General features: G+C 61.4%; 15 protein-coding genes. 4 read left to right on the top strand and 11 right to left on the bottom strand.

Features of this window, described 5'->3' with window-relative positions; translation table 11 throughout:
* Window positions 1-311: 311 nt before the first annotated feature.
* Entirely contained in the window at window positions 312-1,034 is a 723-nt protein-coding gene (locus AC07RZ_RS19475) for a TerC family protein (RefSeq protein WP_425458230.1), read from the top strand.
* Window positions 1,035-1,089: 55 nt separating this feature from the next.
* Here the strand turns inward: AC07RZ_RS19475 and fghA are convergent, their stop codons facing one another.
* From fghA to alr, 4 genes are all read right to left on the bottom strand, one after another.
* Window positions 1,090-1,938 (bottom strand): S-formylglutathione hydrolase, encoded by an 849-nt coding sequence (gene fghA / locus AC07RZ_RS19470; RefSeq protein ID WP_494669190.1) that lies wholly within the window; start codon window positions 1,936-1,938, stop codon window positions 1,090-1,092.
* Window positions 1,938-3,044: an S-(hydroxymethyl)glutathione dehydrogenase/class III alcohol dehydrogenase gene (locus tag AC07RZ_RS19465; RefSeq protein ID WP_494669189.1), complete on the bottom strand. Its 1,107-nt coding sequence runs from the start codon at window positions 3,042-3,044 to the stop codon at window positions 1,938-1,940. Before AC07RZ_RS19465 ends, fghA begins: the two co-directional genes overlap by 1 nt.
* A 68-nt stretch (window positions 3,045-3,112) precedes the next feature.
* Window positions 3,113-4,483, bottom strand: coding sequence for a DNA repair protein RadA (gene radA, locus AC07RZ_RS19460; protein ID WP_092393914.1), 1,371 nt, complete (start codon window positions 4,481-4,483; stop codon window positions 3,113-3,115).
* 66 nt (window positions 4,484-4,549) lie between these two features.
* Window positions 4,550-5,626, bottom strand: a complete 1,077-nt coding sequence (gene alr / locus AC07RZ_RS19455) for an alanine racemase (RefSeq protein ID WP_494669188.1) — start codon at window positions 5,624-5,626, stop codon at window positions 4,550-4,552.
* Window positions 5,627-5,812: 186 nt separating this feature from the next.
* On the opposite strand from alr, the gene lplT reads away from it, so the two are divergent.
* On the top strand, window positions 5,813-7,075 hold the full coding sequence (gene lplT, locus AC07RZ_RS19450) for a lysophospholipid transporter LplT (protein ID WP_092393920.1): 1,263 nt from the start codon (window positions 5,813-5,815) through the stop codon (window positions 7,073-7,075).
* 26 nt (window positions 7,076-7,101) lie between these two features.
* On the opposite strand, the gene AC07RZ_RS19445 is transcribed toward lplT, so the two are convergent.
* Genes AC07RZ_RS19445 through tsaB form a run of 4 tightly spaced genes read right to left on the bottom strand, consistent with a single transcriptional unit; the run spans window position 7,102 to window position 10,103 of the window.
* Entirely contained in the window at window positions 7,102-8,094 is a 993-nt protein-coding gene (locus AC07RZ_RS19445; protein ID WP_494669187.1) for a DUF1853 family protein, read from the bottom strand.
* The gene (locus AC07RZ_RS19440; RefSeq protein ID WP_494669186.1) at window positions 8,075-8,920 is read right to left on the bottom strand and encodes a uracil-DNA glycosylase; all 846 of its coding nucleotides are present in this window, start codon (window positions 8,918-8,920) and stop codon (window positions 8,075-8,077) included. The genes AC07RZ_RS19445 and AC07RZ_RS19440 overlap by 20 nt, the downstream gene beginning before the upstream one ends.
* Entirely contained in the window at window positions 8,917-9,402 is a 486-nt protein-coding gene (rimI, locus tag AC07RZ_RS19435; RefSeq protein ID WP_494669185.1) for a ribosomal protein S18-alanine N-acetyltransferase, read from the bottom strand. The genes AC07RZ_RS19440 and rimI overlap by 4 nt, the downstream gene beginning before the upstream one ends.
* Window positions 9,399-10,103, bottom strand: coding sequence for a tRNA (adenosine(37)-N6)-threonylcarbamoyltransferase complex dimerization subunit type 1 TsaB (tsaB, locus tag AC07RZ_RS19430; protein ID WP_494669184.1), 705 nt, complete (start codon window positions 10,101-10,103; stop codon window positions 9,399-9,401). The genes rimI and tsaB overlap by 4 nt, the downstream gene beginning before the upstream one ends.
* Window positions 10,104-10,245: 142 nt before the next feature.
* Here tsaB and AC07RZ_RS19425 point away from each other — a divergent pair, with 142 nt between their 5' ends.
* Window positions 10,246-10,668 (top strand): thioredoxin family protein, encoded by a 423-nt coding sequence (locus AC07RZ_RS19425; protein WP_494669183.1) that lies wholly within the window; start codon window positions 10,246-10,248, stop codon window positions 10,666-10,668.
* Between the two features lie 59 nt (window positions 10,669-10,727).
* Here the strand turns inward: AC07RZ_RS19425 and AC07RZ_RS19420 are convergent, their stop codons facing one another.
* From AC07RZ_RS19420 to AC07RZ_RS19410, 3 genes are read right to left on the bottom strand one after another with little or no spacing between them, the layout of a single operon-like run.
* On the bottom strand, window positions 10,728-11,642 hold the full coding sequence (locus tag AC07RZ_RS19420; protein ID WP_092393937.1) for a LysR family transcriptional regulator: 915 nt from the start codon (window positions 11,640-11,642) through the stop codon (window positions 10,728-10,730).
* A gap of 30 nt (window positions 11,643-11,672) precedes the next feature.
* Window positions 11,673-11,993 carry a chemotaxis protein gene (locus tag AC07RZ_RS19415; RefSeq protein WP_494669182.1) on the bottom strand — a complete coding sequence of 107 codons (321 nt, stop codon included), beginning with the start codon at window positions 11,991-11,993 and terminating at the stop codon, window positions 11,673-11,675.
* Between the two features lie 53 nt (window positions 11,994-12,046).
* Window positions 12,047-12,754: an ABC transporter ATP-binding protein gene (locus tag AC07RZ_RS19410; RefSeq protein WP_494669181.1), complete on the bottom strand. Its 708-nt coding sequence runs from the start codon at window positions 12,752-12,754 to the stop codon at window positions 12,047-12,049.
* Window positions 12,755-12,782: 28 nt separating this feature from the next.
* On the opposite strand from AC07RZ_RS19410, the gene AC07RZ_RS19405 reads away from it, so the two are divergent.
* Window positions 12,783-13,475 (top strand): arylesterase, encoded by a 693-nt coding sequence (locus tag AC07RZ_RS19405; protein ID WP_092393944.1) that lies wholly within the window; start codon window positions 12,783-12,785, stop codon window positions 13,473-13,475.
* Window positions 13,476-13,598 lie beyond the last annotated feature (123 nt).

Genomic DNA, 13,598 nt, shown 5'->3' with positions numbered 1-13,598 from the left:
TTGGAAACTGGTATATAATCACGCCCAGTCGCACGGCAACGCGCGTGCGACGCCCTCTCAAAGGGGAGTAGCTCCTGAATGTTGCATGACACGTAGGTTTACGGGTCGCCCAATGTTTTGCAAGGTAGTCGTCATCACGGAACAGGCACAACGCCTGCACCCGGTTACCTTGGCAGCATCGCTGTTGAGCAAGACCTTTGTCAGCATGGATTCCATGCAGGCAATGTGTCGCCCAATTTTCCAGATTGGCTCCTCACCACTCCTGTTGTCGTCCATGCCTGAGGTTAATCGTTAACCCTGTTGGAGACTTTATGGATTTTTCTGGTTTACTTTCAATGCTGGGCATGGCCGACTGGAATGCCGGCGCCTTCTTCGCGGCGCTGCTGGCGATCGTCGTCATCGACCTCGTGCTGGCCGGCGACAACGCCATCGTGATTGCGATGGCGGCCCGCAACCTGCCTGACAACCTGCGCCGCAAAGCCATCATCTGGGGCACCATGGGCGCGGTCGTGACCCGGGTGCTGATGACGATCGGCGTGGTGTGGCTGCTCAAGATCCCAGGCTTGCTGCTGGTTGGCGGCGTCGCCCTGCTGTGGATCGCCTACCGCTTGCTGACCCAGTCGGACGACGGCGAAGCGCATGGCGCGCAAGCCACCACCATGGCCGCCGCGCTGAAAACCATCATCATCGCCGACACCGTCATGGGCATCGACAACGTGCTGGGAGTGGCCGGCGCCGCCAAGGGCAGCATGGCGCTGGTGATTATCGGCCTGCTGATTTCGGTGCCTATCATGGTCTGGGGCTCGACCCTGGCGCTGAAGCTGATAGAACGCTTCCCGGTCACGATCTTTATCGGCGCGGCAATCCTGGTGTATACAGCGATGCACATGATCGTCACCGAGCCAATCGCGCAGCCGCTGTGGAACAGCGTTCCGGGATTGAACTATGCCGCTTACGTGATTGGTTTCGTCGTGGTGCTGGGCGGAGGCTGGCTGGTTTCCAGGCGGCGCGACGGCGCCAGGGCCGCCGAATAAGATCGGAAATGACAATGTAAAAGCCCCGCCAAGCCAGGCGGGGCTTTTTTTCGGCTCAGGATGCCGTGCCCAGTATCCGCTGGTGGAACGCCAGGTGATCTTCGATCAAGGTCGAAATAAAATAATAGCCATGGTCATAAGCCGCGTGGCGGCGCAGCGTCAGCTTTTGCCCGGCCTGCGCGCAAGCAGCTTCAAACCGTTCCGGCAATAACTGCTCGGCCAGGAATTTATCGCCCAGGCCCTGGTCGATCAAGATCTCTTGCGGAAACGGCTGCGGCAAGTTCAGCATCAGTTGCGTGGCGTCGTAATCCTGCCATGCCGCCTGGTCTGCCCCCAGGTAATTGCCGAACGCTTTCTGCCCCCATGGGCAGTGGCTGGGTGCGGCAATCGGTGCAAACGCCGATACCGAACGAAACACATCCGGATTGCGCAAGGCCAGCACCAGCGCCCCATGGCCGCCCATCGAATGGCCGAAGACGCCGATGTTGCCGGCCTGCGCCGGAAACTTTTGCACGATGGTTTGCCGCAACTCATGCAATATATAAGAGTACATCCGGAAATGCGCTGCCCATGGCGCTTGCGTCGCATCCAGGTAAAAGCCGGCGCCGTGGCCGAAATCCCAGCTGGCGTCGGCTCCTGCGATGCCGGTATCGCGCGGGCTGGTGTCGGGCGCCACCAGCATGATGCCGTGCTGCGCCGCATAGCGTTGCGCGCCGGCCTTGATCATGAAAGTCTCTTCGGTGGATGTCAGCCCGGCCAGGTAAAACAGGACCGGCACCGGCGCCGATTTGGCTTGCGGCGGCTGGAACACCGAAAAACGCATCGGCAGGCCGATTTCGGCCGAGGCATGGCGGTAAAACCCTTGCGTGCCGCCGAAACAGGCGTGTTCGCTGATCAGCTCCATCAGTAGATCACCACCGAACGTATCGATTCGCCGCTCTTCATCAGGTCGAAGCCTTCATTGATACGCTCCAGCGGCAGGCGGTGCGTGATCAAATCATCGATGTTCAGCTTGCCATCCATATACCAGTCGACGATCTTGGGCACGTCGGTGCGGCCGCGGGCGCCGCCGAAAGCCGAGCCCTTCCAGACGCGCCCGGTCACCAGCTGGAACGGCCGGGTGCTGATTTCCTGGCCGGCGGCAGCGACACCGATCACGATCGACTGGCCCCAGCCCTTGTGGCAGCATTCCAGCGCCTGGCGCATGGTGGTGGTGTTGCCTATGCATTCAAAGCTGTAGTCGGCGCCGCCGTCGGTCAGGCCGACGATGGCGTCGACCACGTTCTCGACTTCATTGGCGTTGATGAAATGGGTCATGCCGAACTTGCGCGCCATCGCTTCGCGCGCCGGGTTGATGTCGACGCCGATGATCTTGTCGGCGCCGACCATGCGCGCCGCCTGGATCACGTTCAGGCCGATGCCGCCGAGGCCGAACACCACCACGTTGGCGCCTGCTTCCACCTTGGCGGTGAACAGCACCGCGCCGACGCCGGTAGTGACGCCGCAGCCGATGTAGCAAACCTTGTCGAACGGCGCATCCTCGCGAATCTTGGCCAGGGCGATTTCCGGCACCACGATGTAGTTGGAAAAAGTCGAAGTGCCCATGTAGTGGAAAATCGGCTTGCCGTCGATCGAAAAGCGGCTGGTGGCGTCCGGCATCAGGCCGCGGCCCTGGGTCGAACGGATCGACTGGCACAGGTTGGTTTTCTGCGACAGGCAGAATTTGCACTGGCGGCACTCCGGCGTGTACAGCGGAATCACGTGGTCGTCCTTTTTCAGGCTCTTGACGTCAGGCCCGACATCGACCACCACGCCGGCGCCTTCATGGCCCAGGATGGAAGGGAAAATACCTTCAGGATCGGCGCCGGACAACGTGTAATAGTCGGTATGGCAGATGCCGGTCGCCTTGATCTCGACCAGCACCTCGCCGGCGCGCGGGCCGCCCAGTTCGACTTCTTCGATAGTCAGCGGCTGACCGGCTTTCCATGCAATGGCTGCTTTGGTTTTCATATGGGTGACCTTTACCAGAATGTATTTGGGAACACAGGATTATTCGATATTCACGGCAATCCTGCCATTTACTCAGCGTCGCGTATCTTGCTCAAAGCGTCATCGATACGTTCGACGCCGATCACTTTCAAACCTTCGATCTCTTGTTTGGGCATGTTTGCCTTGGGAATCATGGCGATGGAAAATCCCAGCTTGGCGGCTTCGCGCAGGCGCTCCTGGCCGCGCGGCGCCGGCCGGATTTCGCCCGCCAGGCCAACTTCGCCGAACACCACCAGGCCGCGCGGCAGCGGCCGGTTGCGCATCGATGAGTTGATCGCCAGCAGCACCGCCAGGTCGGCTGCCGGTTCGGTGATCTTGACGCCGCCGACGGCATTGATGAACACGTCCTGGTCGAAAGCGGCAATGCCGGCATGGCGATGCAGCACCGCCAGCAGCATGGCCAATCGGTTCTGCTCCAACCCCACCGACAGGCGGCGTGCGTTCGGCACGTGCGAGGCGTCGACCAGCGCCTGTATTTCCACCAGCAGCGGCCGGGTGCCTTCCTGCGTCACCATCACGCAGGAGCCGGGCACCTGGTTGTCATGCTGCGACAGGAACAGCGCCGACGGATTGGACACGCCCTTCAAGCCCTTTTCAGTCATGGCAAACACGCCAAGCTCGTTGACCGCGCCGAAACGGTTCTTGAACGCACGCACCAGGCGGAAACTGGAATGGGTATCGCCCTCGAAGTACAACACCGTGTCGACGATATGCTCAAGCACGCGCGGCCCCGCCAAAGCGCCTTCCTTGGTCACGTGGCCGACCATGATGATGGTGATGCCGGACTGCTTGGCAACCCGCGTCAGCTGCGCCGCGCATTCTCGCACCTGGGCCACCGACCCGGGAGCCGAACTGAGCGCATCCGAGTAGACGGTCTGGATCGAATCGATAACCGCCACTTCAGGCTTGTGCTCTACCAGGGTATTGAGGATTTTTTCCAGCTGGATTTCAGCCTGCAGCTTCAGATCCTTGGCGTCCACCGCCAGCCGTTTGGCGCGCAGCGCGATTTGCGCGCCGGATTCCTCGCCGCTCACATACAGCACTTTTTTCAGTTTCGACAGGTTCGCCAGCGCTTGCAGCAGCAAGGTCGACTTGCCGATGCCCGGATCGCCGCCGATCAGCACCACGCCGCCGGCTACCAGGCCGCCGCCCAGCACGCGGTCGAATTCCTCGATCCCGGTGCCGAAACGCGGCACGTCGATCGCTTCGATGTCGGCCAGGGTCATCACCGGCGCTGTCTGCGCCAGGCCCTGGTGCTGGTTGGAGAAACGGTTGCCGACCGCCTCCACGATGGTTTCCACCAGCGTGTTCCATTGCCCGCAAGAGGGGCACTGGCCGGTCCATTTATTGGCGACGCCGCCGCATTCGGTACAGGTGTAATTGGTTTTAGCTTTGGCCATGCGGTTCTGCAATCAAGTTGGTGGTGGACTTACTATCCCTGGCGGCGGGCGGACCTGCAATGACGATTACAAGTCCATCACTTTAACCCGTGGAGCCAAAGCGCACAGCAGTTCATATCCGATGGTGCCGGCCGCATGCGCGACCTCGTCGACCGGCAGGCCGTCGCCCCACAAGGTTACCGTGCTGCCGATCCCGGCCCCTGGCACAGCGGTGAGGTCAACCGAGAACATGTCCATCGATACCCGGCCGACGGTGGCGGTGCGCACGCCATTGACCAATACCGGCGTACCGTTCGGCGCATGGCGCGGATAGCCGTCGGCGTAGCCGCAGGCGACCGCGCCGATGAGCATCGGCGCCGAGGCGACGAAGCGGCTGCCGTAGCCGATCGCCTCGCCGGCGCCGATGCGCTGCACGCCGATGATCTTGCTGCTGAGCGTCATCGCCGGTTTCAGGCCGAACTGTGCGGCGCTGGCGCCGCCGGGCGTGGCGCCGTACAGCATGATGCCCGGCCGCACCCAATCCGACTTCAGCTCCGGATGCATCAGGTCGGCGGCGGAATTGGCGATGCTGCGTTCGCCGCTCAGGCCCGAGACGCCCTGCTCGAACTGCTGCACCTGCTGCTGCAGCGGCAAACCAGGATTGAGCGGATCGTCGGCATTGGCAAAATGGGTCATGAGCGTGATCTTGCGCACGGCGGGAATCGCCTGCAAGCGCTGGTAGGCAGCGCGATAAGCCTCCGGCTTGAAGCCGAGCCGGTTCATGCCGCTGTTCATCTTCAGGTGGATGTCCAGCGGCCCCTTCAGCGCGGCCTGCTCCAGCCAGATGATCTGCTCGTTGCAATGCACGGCAAAATCGAGCCTGGCCCGCACTACGGTTTCAAGGTCGACGGCGTCGAAAATGCCTTCCAGCAGCAAGATCGGTTTTTGCCAGCCCAGCTCGCGCAGGCGCAGCGCGTTTTCCGGTTCGATCAGCGCCAGTCCGTCCGCTTCCGCAAAACCGCGTACGCCGCGCTCCAGGCCATGCCCGTAGGCATTGGCCTTGACCACCGCCCAGATTTTCGCGCCGGGCGCATGCGATTTGGCAATACGCAGGTTGTGATGCAATGCAGAAATGTCTATGGTGGCGACTAGGGGTCTGGGCATGAATGTGCGGAATTTGTGAAGATTCGTAGAGCGTTCTATTTTACCGGATGCACCGCCGGCGATGGATCGGCAATCCCCATAATTCGACGGAACGTTTTCTCTTTTGCATCTCTCATAATCACGAATCGGTCATATTTTCATGGTATAAAGCAGGCCGGGGACACATTGTTACATTCTGGGATGCGGATGAATCGCGGTTTTTACACCATCATGGCAGCGCAGTTTTTTTCTTCGCTGGCCGACAACGCACTGCTCATAGCGGCAATCGCCTTACTGGCTGAAATGTCCTCGCCCGGCTGGATGACGCCGCTGCTGAAACTGTTTTTTGTCCTGTCTTACGTGCTGTTAGCTGCTTTTGTCGGCGCTTTTGCCGATTCGCTGCCCAAAGGCCGGGTGATGTTCATCACCAACATGATCAAGATCGCCGGCTGCCTGATGATGTTTGCCGATGTCCATCCCCTGATCGCGTATGGCGTGGTCGGCTTCGGCGCAGCGGCATATTCGCCTGCCAAATATGGCATCCTCACTGAATTGTTGCCGGCGGAAAAACTGGTGGCCGCCAACGGCTGGATCGAAGGCTTGACCATGGCTTCGATCATCCTCGGCACGGTCCTCGGCGGCGCCCTGGTCAGTCCCCATGTCGTTTCCATCTTGCTGCAATGGCACATCCCCATCATCAACTGGCACCTGAACACGCCGACCCATGCGGCGCTGATGGTGATCGGCATGCTGTACCTGATCGCTACCGTCTTCAACCTGAAAATCCCCGACACCGGCGCCCGCTATCCGCACCAGCAGCGCAGGCCGAGCAAGCTGATCGTCGATTTCGCCAATTGCAACGCGATCCTGTGGAAAGACAAGCTGGGGCAGATTTCGCTGGCCGTGACCACCCTGTTCTGGGGCGCCGGCGCAACCTTGCAGTTCATCGTATTGAAATGGGCCGAGAAGTCGCTCGGCATGCCGCTCGACAAGGCTGCCATCCTGCAAGGCGTGGTGGCGTTTGGCGTGGCGATCGGCGCCGGCGCCGCAGCGCGCATGATCCCGCTGAAAAAATCGCTGACCGTCATGCCGATGGGCATCGTGATGGGCCTGGTGGTGATGGCCATGACCGTGGTGCATTCGGTATGGGTCGCTTACCCGCTGCTGATCATTATCGGCGCCTTGTCGGGTTATTTCGTGGTGCCGATGAATGCGCTGCTGCAGCATCGCGGCCATGTGCTGATGAGCGCCGGCCATTCGATCGCGGTGCAGAACTTCAATGAAAACCTGTCGGTGCTGACCATGCTGGTGCTGTATGCGCTGATGATCAAGATCGACCTGGATGTCAATATCGTCATCCTCCTGTTTGGCTCGTTTGTCGCCTGCATCATGTTTCTCATCATGCGCAAGCATGCGGCCAACCAGCGCGAACATGATTCGCTGGCCTTGATTGGCGAAACCAAGCACTAACACCGGCAGAAAAATCCAGGCAGCGATCAGCCTTGGTCGCCCATCCTTGCATGACGCTGGGCCGCCGCCCGCTCCGCCCAGTCGTCCGGCACCACAAAACCTCGGTCGATTTCCAGCCCATGCCCATCCTCGGCGCGCAAGGTCGCCAGCAGCACCGGTGCGGCATCGCCGGCAAAATGCTGCGACAAGGCCTGTTGCGCGTCTGCCGCGCTGAGCGCGTGTCCAAGCGCGACTTTTGCCGGCGCCAGCCAGCGCTGGCGCGGCAATGCCAGGTACAAGGCTGACTGGTCCAGCCGCAACGCAGAGAGCTTGCGCCAATAACCGCGGCAAGCCCCTGCGGATACCCCGAGCGCCGCCGGCGGCAGCAAATCTTCATCCTGATAAAACAGCCAGCCCTTGACCAGTGCCTGGGCCGAAGCGACCGGCTCGCTCAGGTGTATCTGCGATGCCGGATGCTGCGACAGCACCAGCTGGCGTTGCAGGATCTTTTGCATTTTGGCGCCCAGCGAATCGGCCAGGTTGGGGCCAAGGAAATCGTCCGGCTGCAAGCTGCCGCCGCCAGTCTCCAGCAGATAGAACTTGGTCGCGAACTCCCAGTGGACCAGGTCGCCGTTCAGCCGCAGCAGGAAATCGAATTCGCCTATGGTGTCGTTTTTGCTGGCCCTGACCTGCACGCTGTGCGCCACCAGCATCTGCCGCTGCGCAAAATAAAACGCCATCAGTTTTTCCGCATACAGGCCCAGGCGCGTCGACGGCAAACTGCCGATATGGCGGTGCAACGCCTGCAATTTTTCCGGCGCCTGCTCCAGCGTGCTCAGCCATGCAGCCAGGTCGGCGTCAGCGTAGCTGGCGATTTTTCCTTGCCACTGCGCGGCCAGGGGATCAAGCAGGTCGGGCGCATCCAGCAGCCAAGCCAGCGCCCTGACGTGCGGATCGGACAGATGGTTCCAGCGCTGGTGAAATTGTTGCTGGCAAGCGCCGGCGCGCGCCGCGGAAGAATCATTCGCCGGCGTTGGCATACGTGCTCATGGCCAGGCACAGGTCGCTCCAGACCTTGCCTTTGTCGCCCAGCTGGCGCAGCAGATAAGCCGGGTGATAGGTCACCACCAGAGGACGGTCGGCGTAGCGATGCACGGAGCCGCGCAGTTTGGAAACCGGGGTGGCGGGATCCAGTCCCAGCAGGGACAAGGCGGCGGTCTTGCCCAGCGCGACCAGGATGGTTGGCTGGATCAACTCGATCTGGCGCTGCAGATACGGCAGGCAGGCCGCCACTTCGTCCGCCGCCGGCGGCCGGTCGCGGCCGGTGCCGTCGGTCGGGCGGCACTTGACGATATTGGCGATGTACGCGTTTTCGCCACGCTTCAAGCCCATCGCCAGCAGGATATTGTCGAGCAGTTTACCGGCCGGACCGACGAACGGCTCGCCCTGGATATCCTCGTTGCGTCCGGGACCTTCGCCGATGAACAGCCATTTGGCCTTGCTGTCGCCGACACCGAACACGGTATTCTTGCGTCCTTGGCAAAGACCGCAAGCGGTGCAGCCTGCCACTGCCTTCTGCAACTGTCCCCAATCCATCGCGCCGGTGGGAATTCCTGCCTGGACAGCTGCCTGCGGCACGGATATCGGTTCGGCATCGGCCCAGGCTGAAACCGCAGCATTATCCGGCACGCGACTCGCCATCGGCTCGACCTGCTGCACCGGCGCGGCAGGAATTTCCTGCGCCGGCGCCACATCCGCTTCGATCAGTTCTGCGCCTGCCAAGCCGGCGCCGCCATCGCGCCGCAGCCACAGCGGGCCGAGGCCTATCTCGTCGAGGAAAACGCTGCGCCTGCTCATCTCGCTCATAACGGCAGCCTCATGACGATGGCTTCTTCACGCTTGTCTCCGGCGGCAGGATAATAATCGCGGCGGCGGCCGATCTCGACAAAACCGTAGCGCTGGTAGATCGCAATCGCGCGCGTATTCGACGGCCGCACTTCCAGCAACACCGACTGCATCTGCTGCTGATGCGCCAGGAGGCATACCTTATCGAGCAGCATCTTGCCGATGCCGCGCCGCTGCATGTCGCCATGCACGCTGATATTGAGCAGATGCGCCTCGTCCAGCGCCTGCATCATGAAAAAATAGCCGAGCAAGGCATGCCCGGCATCGCGCAATACCCAGCATTGATAACCGCTCTGGATCGAATCGACAAAATTGCCATGGGTCCAGGGATGCGAATACACCGCCTTTTCGATCGCCAGCACCTCATCCAGGTCTTCGATACGCATGGCGGCAAACGCCAGCGGCCGCAACAGGCCGGCCGCTGGCCGTGCATTGGCGTTCATGGGTTCACCTTGGCGGCGCGCTCGGCGGTGGTGAGCGCTACCTTGTTACGCAAATACAATGGCTGGGCCTGCACCGCGCTCAAGCCCCCGCCCTGGGCCAGCGCAACGCTGCCCAATTGGGCGATCTGGCGCGCGTTCGGCATCACCGCCGGCAAGCCGCCGGCCGCGAACGGCGCCGCGGAAAACGCTTCCGGATATGCCGCCAGGCCATTGCCGCAGGCTTGCAGCACGCCGCTTTGCACCGGCAGGGGCAATACCTGCGACGGCGCCGACAAAGCCGGCTCCACAATCGCCTGCCAGCCACCGCCGGTAAAGCGATATTGGGCCCAGTAGACTTCGCCCATGCGCGCATCCAGCACCGCCAGCACTTCACCGGCGCCATTGAGGTCGCGGCAGGCCTGCGCCATGGCAGCCAGCGTCACTACCGGCAACACCGGCAGGTCGGCGCCGAACGCCAGTCCTTGCACGATGCCGCAGGCGGTGCGCACCCCCGTGAAGGAGCCGGGACCGACCCCGAACGCCAGCGCGTCGCACTGGGCCAGGCTGATCCCGGCCGCGGCCAGCAAGTCTTGCACCATCGGCAGGATGGCAAGGGAATGGGTCTGGACGCCCGCCGATTCGCGGGTAGTCACCTGGCCGTCGCGCAACAAGGCGGCGGAGGCCAGTTCGGTAGATGTTTCAATGGCAAGAATGGTCTGCATGGGCCGTATTTTACCGCGCTCGACGCCGCTTCGGCTGCACTCTGCGCGATTGGCCGGGCTAATCCTGCGGCAAAGGTCCCGGGAACCGGCAAACCGAGGGTATTCATGCAAGATCCAGCACACTCGCTGTAAAATGTCGCGAATGCTGATCCTCACTCTCGATAACGACAATCACCAAGAACTTGCCGCCACCCTGGCCGAGGGTGGCTGGGTGGCAGCTTGCCTGTGCGCTGCCTGGTGCGGCAGCTGCCGGGAATATTTCGCGAACTTCACGGCGCTGGCGCAACGCCATCCGCATGTGCAATTCGTCTGGATCGATATCGAAGACCAGGCAGAACTGATCGGCGACCTTGACGTCGACAATTTCCCTACCCTGCTGATCCAGCGCGGCGACGTCGTGGCGTTCCTGGGGCCGGTGGAAATGGACTTGCGACTGGCCGAAAGAATCCTGCTGGCGCAAATGGAAAAGAGCACCCCTGAGCTGCAGGCCGAAGCCCAGAGCAGCACGGAACGCCGTCATTGGCAGCTGGAAGCCAATCTGTTGCGGCGCCTGGCAGATATCTAAGGCCTGTTCAGCACACGTTCTGGTTTGAACGCATCTCCCAAATTGAATGTCAACAGGCCCTAGGACGCCAGCCAGGGGTCGCAATCCGGATGCGGAAACTGCGCCATCATGAAATCGACAAAACTGCGCACCTTGGCCGACAGCAGGCGCCGGCTGGGATAGACCAGGCGTACGGCCACCTTGTTGATCTGGTAATCGGGCAGCACCCGCACCACGCGTCCCGCCACCATATCGTCGCCCAGCGTGTACGAAGTGCGCATGGCGATTCCCATCCCTGCCAGCAAGCACTGGCGCAGCAAATCGGTATTGTTCGACATCACCTTGCTGGTGATCGGGATGACCGAGGCGCCTTGCTCCGACTGGAAGGTCCAGTGGTGGCGCAGATGTTCCATGGAAAAATTGAGGCATGAATGCTGCGCCAGTTCCTCCGGCGTCTGCGGCACGCCATGTTCGGCAATATAAGCCGGCGAGGCGCACAGCAGCACTTCCGCGATGCCCAGCTGGCGCGCCACCATGCCGGCGTCGAATTTCTGGTTGACCGAAAAAATGCCGACGTCAAAACCTTCCTCGATCAGGTCGACGGTACGGTCCGACAAGGTCACATCCAGCCGCACATCGGGATACTGCTTCGAGTATAGCGGCAGCAGGCGCGCCAGCTGGGTCTGGCCAAAACCGATCTGCGAATAGATGTGCAAGGTGCCGGCTGGCTTGGTCGACAGCACGGAAGCAGCAGCTTCCGCTTCATCGATTTCATCCAGGATCTGCTGCACCCGCTCCAGGTAAGCCTGGCCCGGTTCGGTCAGCGCCATGCGGCGCGTCGAGCGGTGCAGCAGGCGGATCCCGAGATGGTTTTCCAGGTCGGCCACCAGGCGCGTGACCACCGCATTCGACATGTCCAGCACCTGGGCGGCGGCGACAAAGCTGCCCTGCTCCACTACCTTCGCAAAAACCCGCATTGACTGCAAGCGATCCATATTCTTTCGTCCTGTCTTATTCTCGGCCGGTCATGTACTCAGCAAAGCCGTGAAGGCGACCACCAGGGCCAGCGCGCTGAGGCTCAGCGCCAGTCCGCACAGCACGCTGGCGCGCTTCGATTTTGCGTCGGCTTGCAGCGCCTCTTGCCGCATTTCCTGCTCAAGCAATGGCAGCGCGGTCTTGAATTGCTCGGCAAGCGCCTTGATGTCGCCGACATTTTGCAGCGACGCTGCCTGCAGTTCGCTTACCTGCTGCTGCAAGATCTGCAGCCGGCTCTCTTCCGTATTGCCTTTGCGCCGGGTGAACACCGGCGCCGCCACGGAAATGATGTCGCTGATATACGGAAGCACAGCCTTTGTTACTGAAAGCCAAGCCGACATGCACTACCCTCCACTTTCTTCGCTTATTGAAATATCTGCGCATCGGCAGCGCTGGTATCGCCCGGGCGCAGCAGGCGGCCGGCGGCAATCGTGATGGTCTGGCGGCACTGCATGGCGATCGAGGTATCGTGCGTCACCAGCACCAGCGTTGAGCCGCGTTCCTGGTTCAGGTCGAACATCAGCTGGATCACCGCATCGCCGGTAGCCGCGTCGAGGCTGCCGGTAGGCTCGTCGGCGAACAAGAGCGGCGGCTCGGTGACGAAAGCACGCGCCAGCGCCACCCGCTGCTGTTCACCGCCCGACAGGTATTTCGGATAGTGCTGCAGGCGCGACCCCAGGCCGACCCGTTCCAGCTTGGCCTGCGCCTTCCCTTTGGCATCCCTGTCGCCGCGCAGTTCGAGCGGCAGCATGACATTTTCCAGCGCGCTCAAATGGCTCAGCAACTGGAAAGACTGGAAAACGAAGCCCAGCTTTTCCTTGCGCAAGCCGGCGCGGCCATCCTCGTCCAGGGCAAAGATATCGCTGCCGTCGATGTGCACCGTGCCCGACGATGGCGTGTCCAGCCCGGCCAGCAAGCCCAGCAAGGTCGATTTGCCGGAACCGGAAGCGCCGACTATCGCCAGCGTTGTACCGCCCTGGACGTTAAAATTGATATCATCGAGAATTACCAGCTCGCCGCTGGCGTCGGCAACACGCTTGGTCAAGCGCTGGACGTCTATGGCTGGGGCCATTGCAGGATTAACAGAAGAGGACTGATGCATGCAGATTATCGACTCCGGGTTGGGGAATGGTTTTCAGGACCTGGCCGAGGGCTGGCGCCGCAAATTCGGCGTTGGCTTGCGGCTTGCCGCCTTGCTGCTTGGCCTGCTCGGCCTAGTATGGACGAACAATGCCTATTCTGCATCAAAATCGATACTGGTGTTAGGCGATAGCCTTTCCGCGGAATACGGACTGGCGCGCGGCAGCGGCTGGGTGTCCTTGCTGCAGCAGCGCCTGAAGACAGAAAACCTTGGCGGCAGCGTCGTCAACGCCAGCATCAGCGGCGAAACCAGCAGCGGCGGCAAAACGCGCTTGCCGGCGCTGCTCCTGCAACGGCCGGACATTGTCATCATCGAGCTGGGCGCTAACGATGCCCTGCGCGGCCTGCAACTGAACGCCACAGAAAGCAACCTGCGCGCGATGATCAGCGCCGCGCAGCAAGCGAAAGCAAAAGTGCTGCTGGTGGGCATGCGGATTCCGCCCAACTATGGCCGCGACTACACCGAAAAATTCTTTGCCCTTTATCCGATGCTGGCCAAACAGGCCAAGGTGCCGCTGGTTCCGTTCCTGCTCGACGGCGTCGCCGACAAACCGGACATGTTCCAGGCCGACCGCATGCATCCTGTAGCGCAGGCGCATCCGATCATATTGAACAATGTCTGGCCGGAATTGAAACCGCTGCTGGCGAAATAACATCCAGCAATAAAAAAGCCACTTTCCAGTGGCTTTTCTATTCTCTATGACCCGTCCTGAATTAGGTTGACACTTTTTCGATGAAGAGAAGGAGTGTCAGATGGAGCAAGCGATACGGCGTAG

This window comes from Collimonas sp. GW821-FHT07E08, assembly GCF_059418905.1.
This window is presented reverse-complemented; position numbering and strand designations above follow the sequence as displayed.